The 24684-nt window shown below is 36.8% G+C and carries 21 protein-coding genes and 1 other annotated feature; of the genes, 5 read left to right on the forward strand and 16 right to left on the reverse strand.

The window, feature by feature from the left end; all coding sequences use genetic code 11:
- The first annotated feature begins 18 nt into the window (after positions 1 to 18).
- A complete protein-coding gene (locus WAZ07_RS13500) occupies positions 19 to 1947 on the forward strand; it encodes a heavy metal translocating P-type ATPase (protein ID WP_336472872.1) in 1929 nt (642 codons plus the stop codon).
- A gap of 186 nt (positions 1948 to 2133) precedes the next feature.
- Here WAZ07_RS13500 and WAZ07_RS13505 read toward each other — a convergent pair whose 3' ends face one another.
- The 3 genes from WAZ07_RS13505 to WAZ07_RS13515 all read right to left on the reverse strand — a co-directional run bounded on the left by WAZ07_RS13505 (position 2134) and on the right by WAZ07_RS13515 (position 4134).
- Positions 2134 to 3003, reverse strand: coding sequence for a YihY/virulence factor BrkB family protein (locus WAZ07_RS13505; protein ID WP_336472873.1), 870 nt, complete (start codon positions 3001 to 3003; stop codon positions 2134 to 2136).
- A 5-nt stretch (positions 3004 to 3008) separates the two neighbouring features.
- Positions 3009 to 3497: a DUF4075 domain-containing protein gene (locus tag WAZ07_RS13510; protein WP_336472874.1), complete on the reverse strand. Its 489-nt coding sequence runs from the start codon at positions 3495 to 3497 to the stop codon at positions 3009 to 3011.
- A gap of 172 nt (positions 3498 to 3669) precedes the next feature.
- Positions 3670 to 4134, reverse strand: coding sequence for a low molecular weight protein-tyrosine-phosphatase (locus WAZ07_RS13515; RefSeq protein ID WP_336472875.1), 465 nt, complete (start codon positions 4132 to 4134; stop codon positions 3670 to 3672).
- Positions 4135 to 4365: 231 nt separating this feature from the next.
- Here WAZ07_RS13515 and WAZ07_RS13520 point away from each other — a divergent pair, with 231 nt between their 5' ends.
- Both WAZ07_RS13520 and WAZ07_RS13525 read left to right on the forward strand, forming a co-directional pair.
- Positions 4366 to 4590, forward strand: a complete 225-nt coding sequence (locus tag WAZ07_RS13520; protein WP_020061147.1) for a DUF1128 domain-containing protein — start codon at positions 4366 to 4368, stop codon at positions 4588 to 4590.
- Between the two features lie 567 nt (positions 4591 to 5157).
- Positions 5158 to 7824, forward strand: a complete 2667-nt coding sequence (locus WAZ07_RS13525; RefSeq protein WP_336472876.1) for a cation-translocating P-type ATPase — start codon at positions 5158 to 5160, stop codon at positions 7822 to 7824.
- Between the two features lie 27 nt (positions 7825 to 7851).
- Here the strand turns inward: WAZ07_RS13525 and WAZ07_RS13530 are convergent, their stop codons facing one another.
- The 9 genes from WAZ07_RS13530 to WAZ07_RS13570 form a co-directional block, all read right to left on the reverse strand.
- Positions 7852 to 8931 (reverse strand): toxic anion resistance protein, encoded by a 1080-nt coding sequence (locus tag WAZ07_RS13530; RefSeq protein WP_336472877.1) that lies wholly within the window; start codon positions 8929 to 8931, stop codon positions 7852 to 7854.
- An 18-nt stretch (positions 8932 to 8949) separates the two neighbouring features.
- Complete coding sequence (locus tag WAZ07_RS13535) at positions 8950 to 10581, reverse strand: YceG family protein (RefSeq protein ID WP_336472878.1); 1632 nt, start codon at positions 10579 to 10581, stop codon at positions 8950 to 8952.
- Positions 10582 to 10660: 79 nt separating this feature from the next.
- Positions 10661 to 11449 (reverse strand): TerC family protein, encoded by a 789-nt coding sequence (locus WAZ07_RS13540; RefSeq protein ID WP_336472879.1) that lies wholly within the window; start codon positions 11447 to 11449, stop codon positions 10661 to 10663.
- Positions 11450 to 11522: 73 nt separating this feature from the next.
- Positions 11523 to 12101 carry a TerD family protein gene (locus WAZ07_RS13545; RefSeq protein WP_090916852.1) on the reverse strand — a complete coding sequence of 193 codons (579 nt, stop codon included), beginning with the start codon at positions 12099 to 12101 and terminating at the stop codon, positions 11523 to 11525.
- 29 nt (positions 12102 to 12130) lie between these two features.
- Positions 12131 to 12715: a TerD family protein gene (locus tag WAZ07_RS13550; RefSeq protein ID WP_090916850.1), complete on the reverse strand. Its 585-nt coding sequence runs from the start codon at positions 12713 to 12715 to the stop codon at positions 12131 to 12133.
- Between the two features lie 20 nt (positions 12716 to 12735).
- On the reverse strand, positions 12736 to 13332 hold the full coding sequence (locus tag WAZ07_RS13555) for a TerD family protein (protein ID WP_090916849.1): 597 nt from the start codon (positions 13330 to 13332) through the stop codon (positions 12736 to 12738).
- 539 nt (positions 13333 to 13871) lie between these two features.
- Entirely contained in the window at positions 13872 to 16961 is a 3090-nt protein-coding gene (locus tag WAZ07_RS13560; RefSeq protein WP_336472880.1) for an SH3 domain-containing protein, read from the reverse strand.
- A 223-nt stretch (positions 16962 to 17184) separates the two neighbouring features.
- Positions 17185 to 18615, reverse strand: coding sequence for a proline--tRNA ligase (proS, locus tag WAZ07_RS13565; RefSeq protein WP_336472881.1), 1431 nt, complete (start codon positions 18613 to 18615; stop codon positions 17185 to 17187).
- Positions 18616 to 18659: 44 nt separating this feature from the next.
- Positions 18660 to 18863 (reverse strand) — a binding site (T-box leader).
- A 104-nt stretch (positions 18864 to 18967) separates the two neighbouring features.
- The gene (locus WAZ07_RS13570; RefSeq protein WP_336472973.1) at positions 18968 to 19243 is read right to left on the reverse strand and encodes a YesK-like family protein; all 276 of its coding nucleotides are present in this window, start codon (positions 19241 to 19243) and stop codon (positions 18968 to 18970) included.
- 140 nt (positions 19244 to 19383) lie between these two features.
- On the opposite strand from WAZ07_RS13570, the gene WAZ07_RS13575 reads away from it, so the two are divergent.
- The gene (locus tag WAZ07_RS13575) at positions 19384 to 20697 is read left to right on the forward strand and encodes an alkaline phosphatase family protein (RefSeq protein WP_336472882.1); all 1314 of its coding nucleotides are present in this window, start codon (positions 19384 to 19386) and stop codon (positions 20695 to 20697) included.
- 96 nt (positions 20698 to 20793) lie between these two features.
- Positions 20794 to 22080 carry an MFS transporter gene (locus tag WAZ07_RS13580; RefSeq protein WP_336472883.1) on the forward strand — a complete coding sequence of 429 codons (1287 nt, stop codon included), beginning with the start codon at positions 20794 to 20796 and terminating at the stop codon, positions 22078 to 22080.
- Positions 22081 to 22152: 72 nt separating this feature from the next.
- On the opposite strand, the gene WAZ07_RS13585 is transcribed toward WAZ07_RS13580, so the two are convergent.
- The 4 genes from WAZ07_RS13585 to WAZ07_RS13600 all read right to left on the reverse strand — a co-directional run bounded on the left by WAZ07_RS13585 (position 22153) and on the right by WAZ07_RS13600 (position 24607).
- A complete protein-coding gene (locus WAZ07_RS13585; protein ID WP_336472974.1) occupies positions 22153 to 23349 on the reverse strand; it encodes an MFS transporter in 1197 nt (398 codons plus the stop codon).
- Between the two features lie 64 nt (positions 23350 to 23413).
- Positions 23414 to 23998, reverse strand: a complete 585-nt coding sequence (locus WAZ07_RS13590; protein ID WP_090917792.1) for a TetR/AcrR family transcriptional regulator — start codon at positions 23996 to 23998, stop codon at positions 23414 to 23416.
- A 79-nt stretch (positions 23999 to 24077) separates the two neighbouring features.
- Positions 24078 to 24221 carry a histidine kinase gene (locus WAZ07_RS13595; RefSeq protein ID WP_090917790.1) on the reverse strand — a complete coding sequence of 48 codons (144 nt, stop codon included), beginning with the start codon at positions 24219 to 24221 and terminating at the stop codon, positions 24078 to 24080.
- A 143-nt stretch (positions 24222 to 24364) separates the two neighbouring features.
- On the reverse strand, positions 24365 to 24607 hold the full coding sequence (locus WAZ07_RS13600; protein ID WP_090917788.1) for a hypothetical protein: 243 nt from the start codon (positions 24605 to 24607) through the stop codon (positions 24365 to 24367).
- Positions 24608 to 24684: the final 77 nt, after the last annotated feature.

Here is a 24684-nt window from a genome sequence, read left to right on the forward strand (position 1 = left end):
GAAAGGAGCAAAAAATCTATGAATTCTGAAGTAAAAACATTATCAAGGCAACAAGGAACTAAGACTTCTTCACCTTGGCTTGCAACATTTCAAAAACATTATGAACTCATTTTTGCAATTACATCCGGAGTTTTGATTTTGATAGGTTGGTTACTAACAAAGAATGGCATTACAACAACTGCAACCATATTTTACGTATTAGCTTATATAATTGGGGGTTATGCAAAAGCAAAAGAAGGTATTGAAGACACAATTGCCGAAAAAGAGCTGAACGTTGAAATGCTCATGCTTTTTGCAGCTATCGGTTCAGCAATTATCGGCTACTGGACAGAAGGGGCAATATTAATTTTTATCTTTGCTTTAAGCGGAGCTATGGAAGCTTACACGATGAGCAAAAGTCAAAAGGAAATTTCAGCACTGCTCGACTTACAACCTGAAGAAGCATTGCGCATTTCTCGAGGCGGAGAAGAGCGTGTTTCAATCGAACAGCTGCAAATCGATGACATCATTTTAATTAAACCAGGTGAACGCATTCCTGCTGACGGTATTATTCACACTGGTGAAACAAATATTGACGAAGCGGCCATTTCAGGTGAACCAATTCCAAGTGAAAAAAAATCTGGTGACGAGGTATTCGCAGGAACTGTTAACTTACGCGGTGCCATCGAAGTAAAAATTACAAAACATAGTGATCAAACATTGTTCCAAAAAATTATTCGTCTCGTACAAAACGCACAAAGCGAAAAATCTCCTTCACAGCTTTTCATTGAAAAGTTTGAAGGAACCTATGTCAAAGGTGTACTTCTTGTTGTATCACTCATGATGTTCGTTCCTCATTATGCTCTTGGTTGGAGCTGGAATGAAACATTTTACCGTGCGATGATTCTACTCGTTGTCGCTTCGCCTTGTGCACTTGTTGCAGCTATTACACCTGCTACGTTATCAGCAATTTCAAACGGTGCACGGCATGGCATCTTATTTAAAGGCGGTGTTCATTTAGAAAGATTGGCTTCATTAAAAGCCATTGCCTTTGATAAAACGGGTACATTAACACAAGGAAAACCAACAGTAACAGATGTATATACTCGTGATGGAATATCCGAAAAAGAGTTATTACACATTACAGCATCCATTGAAAGTCATTCTACACACCCTCTAGCTGAATCAATTGTGAAATATGCAAAATGGGCACATGACATTACATTAACAAAACCAGAAAACGTAGAAGATGTAACTGGATTCGGATTAAAAGGAACATTGCAAAATAAAGCGTACCAAATTGGAAAAGCTGATTTTATTGGAGAAGAAACCGGATCATTCTATAACGGTATTTGGGCGCAATTAGAACAAGAAGGAAAAACGGTTGTATATGTAAGCGATGAAAAAGGTATTCTTGGTCTTATTGCTTTAAAAGATACATTGCGCCAAGAAACAATTGCTGCAATTCATGAGCTTCAAACTCTTGGCGTCAAAGCAATTATGATTACAGGTGATAATGAACAAACAGCAAAAGCAATCGCTGCTGAAAGTAATATTAAAGAGTATTACGCATCTTGCTTACCAGAAACAAAGGTAGAAACAATAAAACAATTGAAAGAGAAATACGGTACAGTAGCAATGGTTGGTGACGGAATTAACGATGCTCCTGCATTAGCAACAGCAAGTATTGGAGTTGCTATGGGCGAAGGAACTGATGTTGCTTTAGAAACGGCTGACGTTGTCTTAATGAAAAATGAACTTTCCCGCTTAGCACAAGCAATTCGCTTATCAAAACGAATGAATCGCATTGTAAAGCAAAATGTTATCTTTTCATTGACTGTCATCATGCTGCTTATTTGTTCAAACTTCCTACAATTTTTAGCACTTCCATTAGGTGTCATCGGTCATGAAGGAAGTACTATTCTCGTTATTTTAAATGGATTACGATTATTAAAAGCAAATAATTAAAAGGGTTCCGATATGGAACCCCTTTTTTAATGATAACTATTATGTCCGTTTGCACTGCTGCTCGTTTTATGTTTTGGCTGCGAGCTGCTGCGTTGTTTACGTTGATTTTTATCATTTTTGCTATTGCCAGTTTTATTTTGACCCATGAATAATCCCCCCTATTCCCTCTTAGTATGGAACAGAAGATTATTTTTGATTACGGGAATTATTGTCACCCGTTCGATAACAATTTAAAATCGCATTAACTTCTCCACCAAGTAAAATCACCCATGCGGTTAAATAAAACCATAATATTAAAATAATAATACCGCCGAGACTACCGTATGTATTAGAATAATTTCCAAAGTTATCGACATAGTATGCAAATGAATACGATACCACAATCCAGCCAATTGTAGCAAATAATGCCCCGGTCACCACTTCTCTTCTCTTTACATGACGATTTGGAGCGAATTTATACAAAAAACAAAACAAACCAAATAATACGAGAAAACTTAGTAGTAATCGAACAATACTCCAAATGAATGAAAATTCCTCAGATAAACCTAAAACTTTAAAAATCGCTGCTCCAATTAATTGACCAAATACAGGTAGAATTAAAGCAAAGACAATCATAAAAATCATTGCCAATGTTAATACAATTGATAATGCCCTTGTTGTAATAAATGAACGTGTTTCATTAATATCATAGGCACGGTTGAATGCCTTCATCACCGCATTGACACCATTGGATGCAAACCATAACATGGCAAGTAAACCAAATGATAATAATCCACCATTTTGCTTATTTACTATTGTATGTACATTTACTTCAATCAAACTCATTGCATCTTCAGGAACATAATCTTTTAAAAAGGCTAATACATCTTCCGTCTGAATCGGAATATATCCCAGAAGTGTTATTAAAAAAACGAGCGCTGGAAAAAGAGAAAGCAAGAAAAAATAAGCGAGCTGTGCTGCTAAGCCCGCTACATCATCTCGCAATGTTCGATCATATAAATCTTTTCCAAATGTGAAAACATGATGAGTTCTTGCTTTTTGTAAAAATGTTTTCATCTTTTTTAAACGCTTTTCTTTTCTTCTTTATTTTGTTTTAACTCGATAAACGCTTCTGATTTTTTCTCTTCTGCAATAAATTCCTTCATACCGCCATCTTCTGCGGCAACCAGCTCTTCTTCTGATTTTAACTCTTCAGTTGGCACGATTCCTTGAATTTCAATTGTTTCTGGTTGTTCTTTTACATTGTTCTTCCTCTTACTAAAAATATCTTTCGTTTCTTTTAAAGTTTCAACAACAGCTGGTGTTAACTTTTTAATTTCCGCTACTTTTGCTTTTACAACATTAAAGTCAGCAAGTTCACGACCTTTATCTGTAACTGTTTGCACTTTTTCTTTTAGCTTTGCATTTTCACCAATTTCAATCATTTTTGTTTTCGCTTTTCCTGCTGTATACTTCACCTTTTCACGATTTTCCTTCTTTAACATAGAAACCGCCACACCTGCTGCTACACCGATTGCAATATTTCGTACAAGATTTCCCTTCTTCGCCATATTCCTTCACCCTTTCATCTATTTTGTTAGAAAGTTATCTCACTCTAACGAACAATAAAATCTCAAAGGAAAACACTTGAGATCACTCTCCATAAGAGCTTAATTGGTGTAACTAATCATCACTAAAGACCACCGATGAAAGTTTCACATTATACTTTCTGAACTAACATCCTTATATTCCCTGCTCATGTCGAATGAACGCTAACAATTTTGCACATCCTTCTGTTACAAGGTCATATACTTCTTGAAAGTTCCCTGTAAAGTATGGATCCGGAACATCTGTCCAGCCACCGTCTGGAACAAAATCGGATAGTCTGCCAATATAACCGCCTGCTTTACCTAAAGCCTTTAAATCGTCTAAATTTTTATTGTCCATTGCAATAATATAATCAAACTTTGTTAAGTCTTCTTTTTCTACTTGACGAGCTTTAATTCCTTCAAAGGACACTGCATTTTCCATTAAAATTTTTTGTGTGCCATGATGAGGCGGATGGCCGATATGCCAATCCCCAGTTCCAGCCGAATCAACAATAATTACTGTTTCTAATTTTTCTTTTTTGACAAGCTCACGAAAAATTGCTTCTGCCATCGGAGAACGACAAATGTTTCCTAGACAAACAAATAAAACTCGAACCATATTTGTTTCTTCCCTTCACGATGCATTTGTTATATTTAGTATAAACAATCAACAATTACTTATAAAGAAAATAAGTACCAATTTAACAAAAGTCCAACAGAAGTCCCCTTCTTCAAACAACTCGTAGAAGTGTTAAGGAGAGGGCATTCACTATGATTGCAAACTTCCATTAACGAAAATGATAAAAAAATGTTAAGATAAGTCTATGCTATTTTAAAGGGGGACACTTCCGTGGATTTATCCGTAAAAACACAAGAGAACGTTGAATATATGGTAGAAGCAATTAAAGAAAAATTACGTATGGTAAACGCTGGTGCAATGAGAGCTTCAAACTTCAATGAAGACATGTATGAAGACTTACGTGATATTTATGAACACGTTATGAAACGCGACACATTCAGCATTAGCGAAATGCAAGCTATTACAGAAGAATTAGGCACACTAATCAAGAAATAACAAAAAGCGGCTACCAAAAACTCGGTAATCACCAAGCTTTTGGTAGCCGCCTCTTTTTATGTCCAAATTAAAATAATTTGTAACTACTCAGTTACTTTATGAAAAAAAGGCAGAAAAGCATTTTTTAAATGGGCGAGAGGGACTGGCGATGCATAGGAGCGGTCAGGTCCTTTTCCTGCCACGTGCAAGGTTTGAAAACAAAAGTAGACAATAAATGCAGGCTCCTGCCCTGTTTGCAAGACAGAAGTCTATATGCCAAAAAATGAATTTACAAGTAATAGAGAGGCACATCTTCACTAGAATCATACCCTTTTCTAAATTTCTAAAAGGTATAGCTGAGTAGTTACAATAATTTTTATCATTCGATAAAACATATCCCTCTCTCACAGGCATTTCCTTTCATTTCCAACAATTTTATGACAACTTCCCACTTTCATTCGCACACATTCTAAATACTGTACAATAATAGTAACCCCCTCATCAAAGACTTCACATCAAAGTACATACTACAATACAAAATTTCTACGCTACAATTGCTAACTGTTTTTCTACTGGAGGTGCTTTTATATGAGCAATTGGTACAGTAAGACAAAAACTCAGACATTACGTGAACTAGAAACAAATGAACAACAAGGTTTAAGTGAAGAAATAGCGAAAGCCCGATTAAAAAAATACGGAAAAAATGAACTCGTGATGAAGAAAAAAAGAACTTTGGGTCAACGTATTTTTGCCCAAATAAATGATATTCTCGTCTATGTCCTTTTAATTGCCGCTCTTATTTCTGCCTTTGTAGGCGAATGGGCTGATGCTAGCATTATTGCTGTTGTTGTCGTTTTAAATGCTGTAATTGGTATCATTCAAGAATCAAAAGCAGAGCAGGCTCTAGAAGCTTTAAAAAAGATGGCGACTCCAAAAGCAATTGTAAAACGAGATAGTGAATTAAAAGAAATTCCATCAGAAAATGTCGTTCCGGGAGACATTGTTCTACTTGATGCAGGTCGCTATATTCCATGCGACTTACGGCTCCTCGAAGCAGCAAATTTAAAAATTGAAGAGTCTGCTTTAACAGGCGAATCCGTTCCTGTGGATAAAGATGCAGCGTATAATCCTTCCAAGAAAAATTGCGAAAAAGTACCAATAGGTGATCAAAAGAATATGGCTTTTATGTCAACGCTTGTTACCTATGGTCGCGGTGTTGGAGTAGCTACCCAAACAGGCATGCATTCACAAATAGGAAAAATTGCTACTCTCTTGCATCAAGCTGATGATGAGACAACCCCTCTTCAAAAAAGCTTAGCGCAAGTTGGAAAATATTTAGGCTTTGTCTCTGTAGCGATATGTATCATCATGTTCTTTATTGGCTTTTTCCAAGGCCGTGACACGTTAGAAATGTTTATGACCGCTATTAGTTTAGCAGTCGCCGCGATCCCGGAAGGCTTACCAGCTATCGTCTCTATTGTTCTCGCAATCGGTGTACAGCGTATGATTAAACAAAATGTCATTATCCGTAAACTTCCAGCTGTCGAGGCACTTGGCTCTGTTACGATTATTTGCTCAGATAAGACAGGTACATTAACGCAAAATAAAATGACAGTTACCAACTTTTATAGTGACTGTACATATGATGCATTAGAAAATTTAAACGTAAATAATGATGTTCAGCGCCTATTATTAGAAAACATGGTTTTATGTAACGATGCATCTTATAATTCTGAATCACAAACTGGAGATCCAACAGAAATTGCACTTCTTGTTGCGGGAGCTGCCTTTGATCTTCAAAAAGATGTTTTAGAGAAGAAGCATAAACGCCTAAGTGAATTTCCTTTTGACTCCAATCGCAAAATGATGTCAACGCTGCATGAATACGAAGACAGCTACTTTAGCATGACAAAAGGGGCAATCGATAGACTCTTACCAAGATGCAAACATATTTTTAAAGATGGCATTGTTCAGCCGCTAACCGAAAGTGATAAAAATGAAATAGTAGCAGCAGCACAAACGATGTCAACAGAAGCGTTACGAGTACTTTCATTCGCTTTCAAGCAATACGATAATGAGCATATTAACATCTATGAGGCAGAAGAAAATCTTATCTTCATTGGTCTTGTAGGGATGATTGACCCGCCTCGCCTAGAAGTGAAGGCAGCTATTAAAGAGTGCAAGAAGGCTGGCATTCGCACCGTTATGATTACAGGAGATCATAAAGATACAGCCTTTGCCATTGCAAAAGAACTTGGAATTGCTAAAAAAGAATCTGAAGTAATAGTTGGAACACAATTAGACAATCTTTCAGATGAACAGCTCGCAAACGAAATTAATCATTTAAACGTCTTTGCTCGCGTTTCTCCTGAACATAAAGTAAAAATTGTAAAAGCGTTACGTGCAAAAGGAAATATCGTCTCTATGACTGGGGATGGGGTAAATGATGCCCCGTCTTTAAAACAAGCAGATGTTGGCGTAGCAATGGGGATTACCGGAACAGATGTGGCGAAAGGTGCAGCAGATATGGTGTTAACGGATGATAATTTCTCTTCAATTGTCAAAGCAGTCGAAGAAGGAAGAAACATTTATCATAACATTAAAAAGTCTATTCTATTTTTGCTTTCTTGTAACTTCGGAGAAATCATTGCACTCTTTTTAGCTATTTTACTCGGCTGGGCTACACCCCTTCGTCCCATTCACATTTTGTGGGTGAATTTAATTACAGATACACTTCCAGCATTATCACTCGGGGTTGATCCAGAAGATCCGGATGTTATGAAGGAAAAGCCGCGCCGTGTAAAAGAAAGCTTATTTAGCGGCAGTATACCATTTCTCATTCTAAACGGGATTATCATTGGGCTCATCACGTTAATCGCCTTTATTGTTGGCGCAAAATTATATACAGGGGATACGAATCTTTTTCCTCTCTTTCCATCAAAAATTGCAGAAGATGCTTTATTACATGCCCAAACAATGGCTTTTGTCACACTAAGCTTTTCACAGCTCGTTCACTCTTTTAATCTACGATCACGTACAAAATCAATCTTCTCTATCGGGATATTTACAAATAAATATTTAGTTTTTTCTCTTCTTATCGGCGTATGTATACAAGTATGTATTATTTCGATCCCGCCTCTTGCAAGCATATTTGGTGTACATACTTTAACAGTAAAAGATTGGGGCTTTGTTTTATTATTAAGTATCGTCCCGCTGCTAATAAATGAAATAATAAAAATATTGAAAAGGCAATGAGGAGATTCTTCATTGCCTTTTCTATCCTTACCCTTGCATTTCTTTCTTAATTCTATCCGTTAATTCTGCCATACGCTTACGGCTTTCTTCACGCTCACGTTTGTTTTGTTCTTCAATTTGTTGTGTTTCTTGAACACCTTTCGAAATAATATTCCAAGTCTCTTCAAGTGTTTCCATCTTAATACTTGAAGAACCCGCTAATTTCGCTACTTCTACACTTTGCGTCGCGATATTTTGTGCATTTCTCTTCAACAGCTCGTTTGTACGGCGGTCAAGTTCTGCCATGGAGTCCGCAACAAGCTTTTGACGTTTTGCATTTACAGCTTGAATAATACCATTTTTAAAAATAGGGATTGTTGTAATAAACGCTGTATTAATTTTCCCGATTAACTTGTTGTTACCACGTTGAATCATGCGAATTTGCGGTGCTGTTAATAGCGCAACCATACGCGCTTTTTCTAAATCATCAATGCGTTGCTCTAAAATCTCTACAGAGTTCTTTAATGATTCCAGCTCGATTCCTGCAAGTTGATCATTATTACGAACGCGCTCTTCATACATTGGAACTAATTCTGTTTGCAGACGCTCAAGTAACATTTCACCCGCAACAACATATTTCTCTAAATCTAAATAGTATTTTAAGTTTTGCTCATACAAGCCATCTAACGTACCAATTGAGCGCTTCATTTCATCTTGATATTTCGTGATTTCCACGTATACTTTATCCATTTCGCGTCCCATCGTTTGATACTTATTGAAGATTTGTTCAATCATTTGATTTCCTTTTTTAAATAAACGAGAGAAAAAACCGCTTTTTTCTTCAACGAAATCTTTACTATCAAACTTGTCCATAATTTTCCCAAGCTGTTTTAATAGCTCACCCGAATCTTCTACCTTAGATAATGTCATCGTATGCAAGATTTGATCTGCAAACCTTGAAATTTCTACAGATGGCTCTTTCCCTAACTCAATGAGTTCCAATTGATCTTTTATATCTACACCATTATAAATGCGCTGCACTTCAGGATCTTGTCTTAACTGCAGGCGAAGATTTTGTGATGTTTGTTCATTCAATTCTGTTGTTGGATCTAATACAATCGGATTCATATATGTATCTTCCTTTCTTTATAAAAATGGCCGGAATAACCCTTTTAAAGTATTTGATAAATTTTTATAAGACGAAACGCCGTGAAACTCCACATCAAAGCTTACTTCTTCTAACCAATGGGAATCAAATGCTCCTGCTTCAATGTACTGCTCGATATCATTACGTCCTGTCGGATTAAAATGGAAAACATCAATACCAATTTGATTTAAAAAGAGCATTAATACCGCATCAGAACGCGTAAGTTCTCCATTTTTCTCATTGTTAAATATGACTATTTTCGGCACTTCTTGCGAATAATCAAATTTCTCAAGCTGCTCAAGTATGTTCGGTGGAATTTGTGAAAGCTGCGCAAACACATATAAAGCAATGTCTTGCTCTGTTTCATTCCCTATTTTTTTGCAAAGCCCGCTTTCACATGTATGAATCATTGCCTCTGCAATGCCATATTGCAACCCTTCCGGTAAGCGTTTATGTGGCCACCAATGGCTTTGAATGATGTTCTGTGCATCAAGTTTTCCAGAACGGTTTAACGCATCACGATAATGAAATTGAAAATTCGCTTTCTGTTCCTTTGTAAATGGAAACTGATTGATTAACAGACTATTTTCATATGATGTTAACGTTTTTAATCTTTGAAAATACTCTTTCTCATTTTTAGAGACACCAGACACTTTTGCAAATAACGATGGGATATAAATATGTTGATTTTCTACAAAGAATGTTGGTCTTATAAATGCTTTTTCTTTCGTAATGATAAACAGTTCATCATATGTTGTCTTTAACGTCCGAGCAACTGGCGTATACGCCCTAAATTGCCACGGTTTATACAAGAGCGAATTATCATGATGAAGCACCTGCTCAATCTCTTTTGAGGCTTGATAAGCAACCGTTGCAACGCGCTCTCTCTTTTTATCCGGAAATGATTCTAATGCAATTCGACCTGGATGCGAAATCACAAATGTTCGATTTTCTTCATCGATTGTTTCAAAACCATCTTTTCCTTCTGGATGATAATACAATACATCACATCCGAGCATAATAAGGAAGTATAAAAAGTAAATTCGACTTTCCGACGCATCACCGTACCAGATAATTTGCGGCATTTGTACTTTATAATCCTTTTGTGAAAACCATTTTGAAACGTAATTTTCACTTAACTTTATCATATCAATTAAAAAACGGCGAAAACCTTCTGTTTTTAATGATTGATTATGTTGTTTTTCGTACAGCTTTAAAATTGAAATGAAAGTTGTATGTATGTAGTGTTGTATATCGGGATGATCTACTTCGGGCAATAAACGCTTTCCCGATAAATGAGCAACGAGACGATTTACAGTTAAACCGCTTGCTGCCTGTTGGTGCAGTGAAAAAACTTCTTGAATATCACGAAGCTTCTCTGAAGGAATGACTTTATTTAAATTTTGTTCATGAAGTACAGTGATATTCTCATTTTGACTATACTCAAATAATTGATTATAGTACTCATCCGTATCATTTGGTACTCCAAGAATGCGACATCCTATGTAGCTAAAATGCAGATCATTCTCTGTGACTTCATAATGCGGCCGCTTTGCTAAACCGACTTCAAACTGTTTTAATGCTTCTTCCCCGCCGAGTAGCTGTGGGTGAAATGTAAAACGTGAAAACATACTTGTTCACCTCCAAACGAAACGTTTATAAAAAATGGGCGCTCATATGACGAGCAAACCCATTTAGTCTATTAACCTATTAATCCTCTTTCTTAGAAGCTGCCACCTCTTCACGAGTTTGGCGAGATGTTTTCATATAATGTAAAATAAATGTCGCACCAAATGCAATAACTAAAACTATAAAGAATAACCAATGCGGCATTTCAATATGAAATACAGAAAGTAACATTTTCCCAGCAATAATTGCAATTAATATATATGCTGTCGTTTCTAGTTCTGGAATACGTTCTAATAATCTTAAAAATACACCGGCAATCCCACGCATCATTAAAATACCAAGCATTCCGCCAAGAAGTAAAATCCATACTTCATTTGAAACACCAAATGCCGCAAGAACGCTATCCACAGAGAACGCAATGTCCATTAACTCAACCATTACTACTGTTCCCCAGAACATGCCAAACATTCTAAATAGAATGCTGTCTTGCTTCATACCTTGACCTTCTTCATCTTCTTCATTGTCTTTAGATTTATCAATGAAGTGTTTCAAAGAAAGCCATGCAAGATAAAGAGCACCAAGTACTTTTACCCACGCTAATTTAATTAAGTACATACCAATTCCGATGGCAATAAAACGAAATGCATACGCACCAATAAGTCCATAAAATAAAGCTTTTTTACGCTTTTCTTCTGGAAGATGTTTTACCATAACAGCTAGTACAAGCGCGTTATCAGCAGATAGCAAGCCTTCCAAAATAACAAGCGTACCAATTAATCCCCAAGATACTGGATCTTGTAATACTTTTACCCACATATCTAAATCAAAGAATTGGGCATACGTATCAAGAATTCCGTGTAAAATCTCCATACAGTTCTTGACTCCTATTCTGTTTTTAAATTTCTAAAAAGCGGAAAAGAAGGAAACGAAAGTCGCTTCCTTCTTATGCATCCAAGCCATACGCTCTTACAAGCGCACCTAGTCCACCTTGGAAGCCACTTCCGACAGCATTAAACTTCCACTGTCCATTATGACGGTATAATTCACAAAAGACAACCGCTGTTTCAATGGAGAAATCTTCCCCTAAATCATAGCGAAGCACTTCTTCATTTGTTTCTTCATTCGCTAAACGAACAAATGCGTTAGCAACTTGGCCAAAGTTTTGGCGGCGGCCCTCAGCATCATAAATGGTAACTGTAATCGCAATACGGTGTACATCAGCTGGGACTTTGCTTAGATCAACAACTAATTGTTCATCGTCACCTGCACCTTCTCCAGTTCGGTTATCACCTGTATGTGTAACAGAACCACAAGGAGATTGTAAATTGTTATAAAAGATAAAATCTGTTTCTTTCGTACATTTACCTTCTTGATTTAATAAAAAAGCAGATGCGTCTAAATCATAATCAGATCCGCCGTCATATTGTTTAATATCCCATCCAAGACCAATAATCGCTTTCGTAAGGCCTGGGCTTGTCTTACCTAAATCAATTTTTTGTCCTTTTTGTAACTGAATGACCATAGGGATTCACCTCTATTTACATAGATTATTTACTCTACATCTAAACCAAAGTTTTTACATAAAGCTGCCAATCCACCTTGGAATCCGCTTCCAATTGCATTAAACTTCCAATCATTGTTATGACGGTATAATTCACCGACTACAACTGCTGTTTCAATCGAGAAGTCTTCACCTAAGTCATAGCGAATTAGCTCTGTGTTCTTCTCTTCATCTAAAATGCGAACAAAGGAATTAGATACTTGTCCAAAGTTTTGACGACGACCTTCTCCATCATAAATTGTAATCGTGAAACAAATGCGTTCGATATGCGCAGGAACATTTTTCAAATCAACCTTGATTGTTTCATCGTCCCCTGCGCCTTCTCCTGTACGATTATCACCTAAATGCTGTACAGAACCATTTGCTCCAGTTGGATTGTTATAGAAAATGAAATCTTCCCCTCCGCCAACTTTACCATTAGCCCCAACTAAGAAAATACTTACATCTAAATCAAAATCAGCCTGTCCATCATATTTATTTGTATCCCAGCCAAGACCAACAATTACTTTTGAAAGACCTGGATTTGTTTTCGTTAAATCTACTTTTTGTCCTTTTTGTAATGAAATAACTGCCATATATAGCGCCTCCTTAAAAATTATTGATAACGCGTAACGATTTCACTTAAATTTTTATCTTGCGTTCCTTCTCCGACTGCTGAGAACTTCCATTCATTGTTATGACGGTACATTTCACCAGCAATTAAAGTTGTCTTTCCACCGTAGTTATCCGTTAAGTTATAACGTACTAACTCTTCGCGTGTTTGCGGATTTTGAATACGAATATACGCATTGTGAATCATTCCAAAGTCTTGGCGACGGTTCACGCAATCATAAATATTTACAACAAAAATTAGGCGGTTCACTCTAGATGGAACTTTTTGTAATTCAACAAAAATAGTTTCATCATCGCCTCCACCTTCACCTGTTAAATTATCACCCGAATGAGTAACACTTCCACAAGAAGATAATTTATTTCCAAAATAAATTAAATCATGTTTATGTAAAAATCGATCATTCTCAAGCATGATCACAGATGCATCACAGTCAATATTTGGCTTACTTCCAAACAGTGAAGATAATAATCCACCCGATTTTCCAATTGGATCCCATCCTAAGCCAACTTGTAATTTTGTTAACCCTGGTTGTCCTTTTGTTAAGTCGATCTTCTGTCCTTTTTCTAAAATAATAGGCATGAAGTCTCTTCCTTTCTACAAACCATTTTTCAACTAGGAAAATATTGTATTCTTCCTTTATATTGTAGCATTTTTCATAGATTGAGAAAAAGAATAATTTTTCGATTATATGAAAACATCTATTTTATTTCTCTGCACCAATGTAAGAAGTAAACAATTCCAAAATTATCCCCTCCTAAAAACCCCATTCTTTTTTAGGAGGGAATGAGAACATCTGGCCGCGTATAGAAACGGTCAGGGCCTTTTACGTGTCCACTAATATATCGGCGATTCGACACAATATAAAGTGAAACTTCCATCAGTGACGACTTTCTCACTGATGGAAAGCCCGCCCAATCGGGCTTTTACGGACAGTCTTCTTCTCCATGCTTCCACAACCTGTACTGCCCGTTAATGCGGGATAAAGACCCTTGGACGATATTTGACATATAAATCGTTCATGCGCTGGAACTAGGTCCTTCACTTATGCCAAATGATTAAGAATTCATTTCAATTGACCGATTTCCCTGTAATATCAACATTACGAATCTAGCTATTTTTTAATATGAGGATATAAGTTTTACAGAGTTTACTTTCGCATACACACTATTATACGCTGTGTTATCAGAAACTAGCTCATAGTATGTTCCACTTGAAGTTTGAATCGTATTCTTAATTGCAACTGTAATATTACGAGGTGCTACACTTGCTTGTGCACCGCCTACATTTTTAAATAACACAGATCCTGCTTGCAGCATACCTAGCTGATATTTATTCAAATCTTTTCCGCCGTTCATGGCATCAAGTCTATTCATAAGAGAAGCAATTTGTTGTCCCCAATTCTCATCACTTGCATACATGACGTTCATACCTTGCGATTTATCCCCCAAATTCCCGCCATTATATGTCCAGCCATTTGGATTTAAATAGTTTTGATCAATATACGAAGCACAGAAGTTAATACCTTCTTCCCATGTTTGAAATGCCGTTGCACCGTTATAAGGATCAGAATCTACCGCGCTAAAACCAAATAAATTTTTCTTATCCTGTGCAATACGACTTTTTCCCCAACCGGATTCCAAAATGGCATGAGATAATAAGTACCCTGCATTTAAATTATATTTTTGTGCTGCATTAACAAAATATTCTCCAGTTCCAATCAACGGGCTGTCTGCACTATATTTCATTAAAAAATTATCAATGTCTTTCGCTGTATAAGTAGATGTAACACGAATCGGCACATATTCAAAATATTGATAACTATCTTGTCCACCGATTTGCGTTTTATCAAATGCCTCATAGCGATTCCCTTCTTGTAAATGCTTCGGCGCATTGCCGATTTTATATGTCGTATACTCACCCTTAGAATGATCATATACATAATGATAAAGACTTCCACTTTTTACTGTATAATATGACGTTGATTCATGAAGCATATTTGGAAATAAAGTAACATCCTCTATATTGACATATCCTGTCGTACCATAAATTTTCACATGTACACGATCTCCATCCACTTTTACGAACTTTAAGTCAGCTCCCTCTCGTACATATGTTAACTTTTTACCAGTTATAATATCATAAATATTAATCACACCATTTGCTCGTACAAAACCTTGTTTCATATCCACAACTTTTCCATCGCTAACAATATAACCGTCTTCTTGCCTTGTTTGCAGCTCTTTTTCTGCTTCCACACCATTCGATTTTTGAACTTTTCCTGTTTCTGTGACCACTTCATAAGAAGATGCTTGTTTTAACTTTAAGAACTGTAAAGAAACATAACCTTCTACGCTGTTTATTCGAACTTTCGCCCAACCATTTTCCTTGCCTAGTACTGAAACTGACTCACCATTTTTCAAGCGCGCTACAATTGAAGTATTTGTTGAAGGACCTTGACGTACATTTAATAAAGATGTATTTACAATCCCTCTTTCTTCTGTTATTTGTCCATTATTTCCATTACTAGCATTCGAACTTGTACGAATTTGTACAAATTCTAGCGAAACATATCCTTCTTTTCCTTTGTACATAATCTTCGCCCAGCCATTTGCTGTTCCTAGTACCGTTATTTTCTCGCCGTGGTTTAAATTCCCCAAAATTTCACTGCTTTTGTTTGCTTCGCTTCTTACTCGTAAACTTGGTGCCGTTATTGTTCCTTCCTCTTGCGGACCTGTCACAATACTTTCTGCTGGCTTCTCTGCTTCCTTACCTTCTAACTTCACAAACTTTAGCGAAACATATCCTTCTTTTCCTTTGTATGTAATCTTCGCCCAGCCGTTTGCCGTTCCTAGTACCGTTATTTTCTCGCCGTGGTTTAAATTCCCCAAAATTTCACTGCTTTTGTTTGCTTCGCTTCTTACCCACAGACTTGCTGCTGTTACTGTTCCTGTCTCTTGTGTACCTGTCACAATATTTTCTGCCGGCTTCTCTGCTGCTTTTCCTTCTAACTTCACAAACTTTAGCGAAACATATCCTTCTTTTCCTTTGTATGTAATCTTCGCCCAGCCGTTTGCTGTTCCTAGTACCGTTATTTTCTCGCCTTGTTTTAAATCCCCGAGAATTTCACTGCTTTTGTTTGCTTCGCTTCTTACCCACAGACTTGCTGCTGTTACTATTCCTGTCTCTTGTGTACCTGTCACAATATTTTCCGCTGGCTTCTCTGCTTCCTTACCTTCTAACTTCACAAACTTTAGCGAAACATATCCTTCTTTTCCTTTGTATGTAATCTTCGCCCAGCCGTTTGCTGTTCCTAGTACCGTTATTTTCTCGCCTTGTTTTAAATCTCCGAGAATTTCACTGCTTTTGTTTGCTTCGCTTCTTACCCACAGACTTGTTGCTGTTACTATTCCTGTCTCTTGTGTACCTGTCACAATATTTTCCGCTGGCTTCTCTGCTTCCTTACCTTCTAACTTCACAAACTTTAGCGAAACATATCCTTCTTTTCCTTTGTATGTAATCTTCGCCCAGCCGTTTGTTTTCCCCAGTACCGTTATTTTCTCGCCTTGTTTTAAATCCCCGAGAATTTCACTGCTTTTGTTTGCTTCGCTTCTTACCCACAGACTTACTGCTGTTACTATTCCTGTCTCTTGTGTACCTGTCACAATATTTTCTGCCGACTTCTCTGCTGCCTTACCTTCTAACTTCACAAACTTTAGCGAAACATATCCTTCTTTTCCTTTGTATTCAATTTTTGCCCAACCATTTGCTTTTCCTATAATGGTAACACTCTCTCCTTTTTGAACACTTCCAAGAAGAGTACTACCTATTTCAGGACTATTACGAACATTTAAACGTGCTGCTGTTACAACACCCGTTTCACGTTGTTCACTATTAATACTCGGTTGTTGCTTCGATTCTATTGTAGGCTTCGTTCCTGCTATCTTTAAAAACTGCAGTGAAACATATCCTTCTTTACCATTGTAAGAAATTTTTGCCCAATCTTTTTGTGCTTCTAATACCTTTACAGTTGTTCCTTGCTTTACTTGTCCGACAATTGGACTTTGTGTTGTTGGTTGTTGACGTATATTTAAATTTGTCGCGTTTACTGTAGCTGTGCTTTCTTCTTGTGCAAAAGCATTTGTAGAAATAAGAGATGCTCCTGTCGCTATAAATGTACCTGCTATTATTTGCTTCGTTGTTCTTTCCATTATTTATTAGAATATAAGGATTTTTATATTCTCTATTCACTTCCTTTCCTTATTTTCTCATCTAATATTATAGCATAAATACCACTATTATAATTATTTGAAGATTATTAATATTTAATAAAATCAAAGAAAATGCACTTTACAATGCTGAAAAAGGTTAGCATTTCACTAACCTTTTTCTCTTATACTCATTTACTGCCACACAAGTAACTATATCCATTCTTTAATATGCCTTACCCCAATACACCATATGCTTTGCATCTTTCTCACAGCACACACATTGCTTAGCTAATTCCTCTTTTTCAAATGGCATACAACGTGATGTAACGCCTATTTCCTCTTTTAACTTTTCTTCACAAGCAAGGCTTCCACACCACATTGCTTTAATAAATCCTTGCTTTTCTGCTGCTACTTGCTTCATCTCTTCAAAAGTAATAGCCGTATACGTTTTTTCTTCACGCAGCGCTTTTGCTTTTTCAAATAGAGACTGCTGAATATCCTCAAGTAACTTTGTAATACGTTCTTCTAATTCATTTATAGCTACAAATTCTTTTTCTTTCGTATCACGGCGCACAAGGACAACTTGATTTTTTTCAATATCTTTCGGCCCTACTTCTAAACGAATTGGTATACCTTTCATCTCATATTCGTTAAACTTCCAGCCTGGTGTTTTGTTGCTTGCATCCATTTTCACCCGCGCAACTTTTTGAATACGAGTTTGCAGCTCAGTTGCTTTTTCTAACACGCCTTCTTTGTGCTGTGCAATTGGTACAATCATTACTTGCGTTGGTGCAATCTTTGGTGGTAATACAAGTCCATTATTATCACTATGCACCATAATAAGGCCGCCGATCATTCTCGTTGATACACCCCAAGATGTTTGATGGGCATATTGCCACTTCCCATTTCGATCTAGAAACTTAATATCAAATGCTTCTGTGAAGTTCGTGCCAAAATTATGCGACGTACCCGTTTGTAACGCTTTGCCATCATGCATTAAACTTTCAATTGTGTAGGTCGCTTTCGCCCCTGCAAATTTTTCTTTTTCCGTCTTTTGCCCTTTTATAACCGGAATCGCTAAATACTCCTCACAAAACGACGCATATATATTTAAAATGTTAATCGTTTCTTGCTGTGACTCTTCCGCTGTTTCATGAATTGTATGACCTTCTTGCCATAAAAATTCGGTTGTGCGTAAGAATGGACGTGTTGTTTTTTCCCAACGAACAACAGAGCACCATTGATTATATAGCTTTGGTAAATCATTGTACGACTGAACAATTTTCGAGAAATGCTCACAGAATAACGTTTCTGATGTCGGACGAATACAAAGACGCTCAGCTAATTCCTCATCCCCGCCGTGCGTTACCCACGCTACTTCCGGCGCAAAACCTTCTACATGATCCTTCTCTTTTTGAAGTAAACTTTCTGGAATAAACATTGGCATATATACATTTTCATGACCTGTTTCTTTTAACTTTTCATCCATTACTTTTTGAATATTTTCCCAAAGAGCGTACCCATATGGACGTAAAATCATACATCCTTTTACACTTGAATAATCAACAAGTTCAGCTTTTTTTACGATATCCGTATACCACTGTGCGAAATCTTCTTCCATTTTTGTAATGGCTTGTACTTGTTCTTTTTTCATCTTCTTTTCCTCCTTCTAAAAATAAAAAAAGCCCGCATCCCTAAAATAGGGACCGAGCTTTTTGCCGGCGTTACCACCCTGATTCATATACAATATGTATATGCTCTCTTGTTTGATAACGGGAATTCCCGCTGCATACGCAGAACTCAAAGGTAGGTTCCATATTGTCTTTTAAGAATCTCTCAGCCACTGGATTCTCTCTCTGCAAAAAGATGGAATATGTACTAATCCTTTTTCATCGTCATAACAATATAAATTTGTTGATTATCATAATACACACCCAATTATAACGCAATAGGGAATTTTTTGATTTTTATATATTATTTTCAGTTTATTTTGTTTTATACTTTTGTTACATATATTTCTCACGGAAAAATTTCACGATTTGATGAAGTATCATCCCAATAAGTGTTCCAATTAATAGAAAAAAACATAAGAAACCATATCCCATGCCTTCCCATCCACCAATAAAAAATAACGTACATAAAAAACCAACCAAGCAAATGATAATCATAATAAGTCCGAACAAAATATCAAGCGAACGATTAGGAAAACTTTTGCGTAATGTGAACGAAATAAAAAAAATGAGAACCGTTGTGATTATGCTACTCATTAAAAAAAATTCCATCATTTTCACTCCCTTAATTCTATTATATGTTTATAAGTCTCAAAATTCTAAAAAAACTTTCTTATTAGCAGTAGTTTTTATTACCAAGTATTAATAGTAATATATATAAATAGATTGTAGAACTTTTGGAGGTATTTTCTATGAACAAACCTGCAGCAAAACATGTTATTGTTTTATCTTTTGATTGTTTATCAGCTTTAGATTTTCCTATATTACAAACCCTTCCTCACTTCAGTTCTTTACTAAAACGTGGTGCATACGCCGAAAAAGTTGAAAGTATTTATCCATCTGTTACATATCCGTGCCATACAACGATTGTGACCGGAAATTACCCTGCAAAGCATCGGGTTGTGAACAATACATTACTACAGCCCGGAAAAGAATCCCCGGACTGGCACTGGTACCGTCGCTCGATTCAAGGAACAACCCTTTATGATGAAGCGCGAAAAGCAAATTTAAAAACAGCTGCACTTCTATGGCCGGTAACAGGAAAAGCAAAAATTGACTACAACATGCCAGAAATTTTTCCAAATCGTCCATGGCAAAATCAAGTGCTCGTTTCCTTATTTAGCGGGAGTCCATTGTATCAACTAGAATTAAATCAGCGTTTTGGTCACATTCGGAATGGGTTGTCACAACCGGAGCTAGATGATTTTGTACTTGCTTCTGCGGTACATACAATTCAAAAGAAAAAACCAAATCTTATGTTTGTTCATTTCACTGACTTAGATACACAGCGCCATTATCATGGATTTTCTTCTGAGGAAACAGTCGCAGCGATTCATCGCCATGACAAACGTCTAGGTGCAATTATTGATGCGCTGCGCGAAAGCGATATGTATGAAGAAACAACCATCGTTGTACTGGGGGATCACAGCGCATTAGATGAACATAAAGCGATCCAATTAAATGTCTTATTGCGTGAAAAAGGACTCCTTACTGTAAATAAAAAAGGAGAAGTAATAAATTGGAAAGCTTATTGTCAAAGCTGTGACGGCTCAGCATATGTATACGTAAAAGATAAAAATGATACAGAAACAATCGGAAGTGTACACCGTTTACTACAAGAACTCATACAAGATAAAGAAAACGGCATAGAATTTCTATTAACTGATGAGGAAGCAAAAGATTTCGGTGCCGATGGAAATTGCCTCTTTATGCTGGAAGCACGAGAAGGCTATTACTTTTTAGAAAATCATACTGGAGACCTTATAAGAGAGATTACAAGAAAAGATGTGACCTCTAGTAAAAAGTATACGTTTGGTACCCACGGCTATTCTCCATCAAAGCCAAATTACGAAACGATTTTTATGGCAGCCGGTAAAGGAATTCGTCAAGGCGCGATTATTCCGCACATGCGACTAATTGATGAAGGTCCTACAATTGCAAGATTACTTGGATTACATCTTGGTGAAACAGACGGTACGGTTATAGAGGATTTATTGGAATTGTAAAGCTATGTAAAAATTATGTAAATTTTCAGTTAGTTTATCTTTTTTACAAATTCCTTTTTGTACAATAACATTACATTGATTAGAGGGGGAACATATATGAAAAAAATGTCCAGGCCAGAAAAAAGCTGGATATTATATGACTGGGCAAACTCAGTATATTCACTCGTTATTACAACTGCTATATTTCCAATCTACTTTAAAGCAGCTGCTAAAGAAGCTGGTCTTGCAGGCACAACATCAACTGCATATTGGGGATATGCCAATTCCTTTGCAACACTTATGGTGTCTATACTCGCTCCAATTCTTGGCACAATTGCTGATTATAAAGGATTTAAGAAACGTTTCTTCACATTCTTTTTCCTATTAGGCATTATTTTTACAAGTATGTTAGCAGTCGTACCAACTTCGCAGTGGATTCTCTTACTTTGCTGTTATATGCTCGCCTTAATTGGATTTGCAGGAGCAAATATTTTTTACGATGCTTTTTTAATAGATGTGACGACAGAGGAACGAATGAACCGTATTTCAACACGCGGCTTTGCCCTTGGCTATATTGGGAGCACGATTCCATTTATCGGCTGCATGACTCTTATTATTCTTTCGCAAAAAGAGATCATCCCATTATCAGTCGGCGTGGCAAGCCAAATTTCATTCGCAATTACAGCGCTTTGGTGGGGACTCTTTACAATCCCTATGTTAAAAAATGTGGAACAACACTATTTTATCGAACGTGATCCCAATCCTGTTGTGACAAGCTTTAAGCGTCTTATTCATACATTTAAAAATATCCGTCAATACCGAACAGTTTTCTTCTTCCTCCTTGCCTATTTCTTTTATATTGATGGAGTCGACACAATCATTACAATGTCAACAGCATACGGAACAGACCTTGGAATTAGCGCAACAAATTTAATAATTATTTTATTCGTCACGCAGATCGTCGCCGGTCCGTTTGCCTTGTTATATGGCAAGTTATCTGAAACATTTACTGGCAAGAAAATGCTATATGTTGGGATTATTATGTATATTATTATTTGTACGTACGCTTATTTCTTACAAACAACATTAGATTTCTGGATTTTAGCGATGCTCGTTGCTACTTCACAAGGAGGGATTCAAGCGTTAAGCCGTTCCTATTTTGCAAAGCTTATTCCGAAAGAATCCGCAAACGAATTCTTCGGCTTTTATAACATCTTTGGTAAATTTGCAGCCATTATGGGCCCAGTTCTCGTCGGTGTCACAACGCAGTTAACTGGTAAAACAAACGCTGGTGTTTTAAGTGTTATCGTACTATTTATCATTGGAGGATTTCTGTTAACACGTGTACCAGAGGTTTCGTCTACTTCTGTAACAGAACCTTCTCAAAAACCAGAAACATTATAATAAAACGCTCTCCCAGCTTATATGGGAGAGCGTTCTTATGATGGATTTACTTTTCCTAGTGTATCCTCTCTTTTACCCTTCTTGTTTTTGTGTCATTTTCATTCGAAGTACCGGTAAAATAGCTGCTAATCCTAATACTGCCGCTATGCTAAATACGATTACGAGCGAAGTTGTCTCCTTCAATACTCCTCCTAGCGAAACACCGATTAACAGTGTGCTCATAAATAGCGGTAATACCGTTCCATTTACCCGGCCAATCATGTTCTCATCTACAAGTTGAATCATAAACGTTCCGACTACGATGTTTACACAAGCTAAACAAACTCCTGTTATAAACCGCATGCATACTGTAATCCAAAACGAAGTCGAAAATCCTTCTACAACAAATGAGACTGCTAAAACAAGCATTCCAAAAACAAGTAGATGTTTCTGCTTTACTTTTGCAGCAACCATAGCTGCCACACCGCCCCCAATTAACATCCCAATGCCATCAGCTGCAGTTAAATATTGGACAGCTTCTTTCTCCATTCCTAATCGCTCCACAACGAGAAAGATTTCAAGCGGTTGTACTAAACCTGCTGCTAAGCCAATAATCGAAAAAGTAGCCACCAACATTCGTAAAGGATTCGAACGTAACACATACAACCAACCTTCTTTTATATCATTCCATAATGAAGATTGTCGCGTCTCTACTTCTTTCATCCATCCTGGCAGAAATGAAAGACAAAGAGCTGATAAAGCAAAAATAATGATTAAGCTATAGAATGATACAAATAACCCAAGCTGTGTATATACGAATGTTCCTACGACTGGACCAAAGATAAGGAACAATGATTGTAAACTTTGAGATATTGCAATGGCTGCACTAACATGTTCCTCTTCAACATGATGTTTAAAAACGCGTGAAGTTGCTGGCTGTGAAAATTGGCTGACGACCGCTGACACAAATGTTGCAGCAAATAACGCTTGCCAATATCCAAGCTTTAATAAGAAAACAATCATGACGATAGATAGCGTACTTAATATATCTCCTGTAATCATTGTGCGCTTTGGATTCCACCGATCAGCCAAGGCACCTCCAACAAATGAAAAAATGAATATAGGTGCATATTCCATGACAGACAATAAAGAGACAGCAACAGGATCATTATTTGTATGTTCCATAACAAAAAACAAAAGCGCCATATTTCGGATCCAAATCGCAAATTGCTGTAAAATATCAGAAGCGATTACAAGCAGAAACACTCGATTTTTTAACAAAGCATTCATCATATCTCCCCTTCACTAAACCGACCGTTCAGTCTAATTTGTTTTAAAAGAAAAGCTGCTGACATTACGATCCAGCTGCCATTCCCTGTAATAAAACATCAATTGCTTTTTTATAAATCCGCTTCATTTCCTCTGCATTCATTTCATAATATAATGGTCCAAGCCCAGCTAATAGACCGTTCACAACGTACATGAGATCATTTACATCGTCTTGGCGAAATTCACCTGATGCCATCCCTTCTTCGACTAGCTTCTTAAAAATACTATACGATTCACGAGTTAAGGCTATCATTTCATCCATTATATCTTTCCTTACAACTTGACTCGTTAGAAATTCTTCAATTGTGCTAGAAATTGGGTTTTGGACATCTTCCACATAATATTCAGCAAGGCCATATAACTTTTCCGTGCTTGTATGGTATTGTTTTTCTTTTTCTGCCCACTTTTCCAGCCAATCGTACGTATGCTGTTTCACTACAAATAAAAACAATTCTTCTTTACTTTTAAAGTGGTAGTAAATACTGCCCTTACTCCGCTCAGTAACTTCACAAATATCTTCCATAGATGTTGCTGCATACCCTGTTTTTGAAAATAATTGTTCAGCTTTATAAGCAATTTCTCTTTTAATTTCTTCAGCACTCTTTCTCATCATTACACCTCACCAAACCGACCGTTCAGTCTAATTTTAACGAAAACTGCCCCTTCCTTACAAGAGGCAATTTTCTTATTTAAGAAAATATCTTATCGATCCAATTATGAATCGTATACAATTTCCCTACTTTTAACGCCACCTTAAATAGAACAACTCCCCCTGCTACTACAGCAAATGCAATCATTTTCCCTTTGTTTTTTACTTTCGGCTTTTTTTCCATTCTATATTCCCTCTTTATCTCTTTTTCTCTTTATTAATCAAACGTTTGTTTAATACATTTCACAAGGCTTTCCCCCAACTAATCAAACGTTTGTTTACATTTCAAAACAATAAAAAATGCGCCTTTTCAGGCGCGTTTCTACATTAATCTCCACCGCCGCCGCCATCTCCACCGCCACAGCTGCCACCATCTCCGCCAAAAGAACTTCCGCAATCTCCCGAGCTATCACTAGATCCTGCAAAAAATATTGGTGCACTATATCCTGTACTATCCGTTGAATCGGAATTATATCGTTTTCGTCCTCTTTTTCTTCCACTGGATGCACTTGCCTTTACAATAATGGCAAACAGTAAAATAAAAAACATAACGCCTACTACCATTTCCATTCTAAAATCCCCCTTTCACCCTTCAACTAGAGTACGATTTATATTTTTCAAGGAAAGCAATCACAATTAAATATTTC

Source organism: Bacillus bruguierae, from assembly GCF_037104725.1.
GTDB lineage: Bacteria > Bacillota > Bacilli > Bacillales > Bacillaceae_G > Bacillus_A > Bacillus_A bruguierae.

Excerpts from the sequence above, each read along its gene's own strand:
- WAZ07_RS13500 (WP_336472872.1), top strand. The coding sequence starts at position 19 with ATGAATTCTGAAGTAAAAACATTATCAAGGCAACAAGGAACTAAGACT.
- WAZ07_RS13505 (WP_336472873.1), bottom strand. The coding sequence starts at position 3,003 with ATGAAAACATTTTTACAAAAAGCAAGAACTCATCATGTTTTCACATTT.
- WAZ07_RS13510 (WP_336472874.1), bottom strand. The coding sequence starts at position 3,497 with ATGGCGAAGAAGGGAAATCTTGTACGAAATATTGCAATCGGTGTAGCA.
- WAZ07_RS13515 (WP_336472875.1), bottom strand. The coding sequence starts at position 4,134 with ATGGTTCGAGTTTTATTTGTTTGTCTAGGAAACATTTGTCGTTCTCCG.
- WAZ07_RS13525 (WP_336472876.1), top strand. The coding sequence starts at position 5,158 with ATGAGCAATTGGTACAGTAAGACAAAAACTCAGACATTACGTGAACTA.
- WAZ07_RS13530 (WP_336472877.1), bottom strand. The coding sequence starts at position 8,931 with ATGAATCCGATTGTATTAGATCCAACAACAGAATTGAATGAACAAACA.
- WAZ07_RS13535 (WP_336472878.1), bottom strand. The coding sequence starts at position 10,581 with ATGTTTTCACGTTTTACATTTCACCCACAGCTACTCGGCGGGGAAGAA.
- WAZ07_RS13540 (WP_336472879.1), bottom strand. The coding sequence starts at position 11,449 with ATGGAGATTTTACACGGAATTCTTGATACGTATGCCCAATTCTTTGAT.
- WAZ07_RS13545 (WP_090916852.1), bottom strand. The coding sequence starts at position 12,101 with ATGGTCATTCAGTTACAAAAAGGACAAAAAATTGATTTAGGTAAGACA.
- WAZ07_RS13550 (WP_090916850.1), bottom strand. The coding sequence starts at position 12,715 with ATGGCAGTTATTTCATTACAAAAAGGACAAAAAGTAGATTTAACGAAA.
- WAZ07_RS13555 (WP_090916849.1), bottom strand. The coding sequence starts at position 13,332 with ATGCCTATTATTTTAGAAAAAGGACAGAAGATCGACTTAACAAAAGGA.
- WAZ07_RS13560 (WP_336472880.1), bottom strand. The coding sequence starts at position 16,961 with ATGGAAAGAACAACGAAGCAAATAATAGCAGGTACATTTATAGCGACA.
- proS (WP_336472881.1), bottom strand. The coding sequence starts at position 18,615 with ATGAAAAAAGAACAAGTACAAGCCATTACAAAAATGGAAGAAGATTTC.
- WAZ07_RS13570 (WP_336472973.1), bottom strand. The coding sequence starts at position 19,243 with ATGGAATTTTTTTTAATGAGTAGCATAATCACAACGGTTCTCATTTTT.
- WAZ07_RS13575 (WP_336472882.1), top strand. The coding sequence starts at position 19,384 with ATGAACAAACCTGCAGCAAAACATGTTATTGTTTTATCTTTTGATTGT.
- WAZ07_RS13580 (WP_336472883.1), top strand. The coding sequence starts at position 20,794 with ATGAAAAAAATGTCCAGGCCAGAAAAAAGCTGGATATTATATGACTGG.
- WAZ07_RS13585 (WP_336472974.1), bottom strand. The coding sequence starts at position 23,349 with ATGAATGCTTTGTTAAAAAATCGAGTGTTTCTGCTTGTAATCGCTTCT.
- WAZ07_RS13590 (WP_090917792.1), bottom strand. The coding sequence starts at position 23,998 with ATGAGAAAGAGTGCTGAAGAAATTAAAAGAGAAATTGCTTATAAAGCT.
- WAZ07_RS13595 (WP_090917790.1), bottom strand. The coding sequence starts at position 24,221 with ATGGAAAAAAAGCCGAAAGTAAAAAACAAAGGGAAAATGATTGCATTT.
- WAZ07_RS13600 (WP_090917788.1), bottom strand. The coding sequence starts at position 24,607 with ATGGAAATGGTAGTAGGCGTTATGTTTTTTATTTTACTGTTTGCCATT.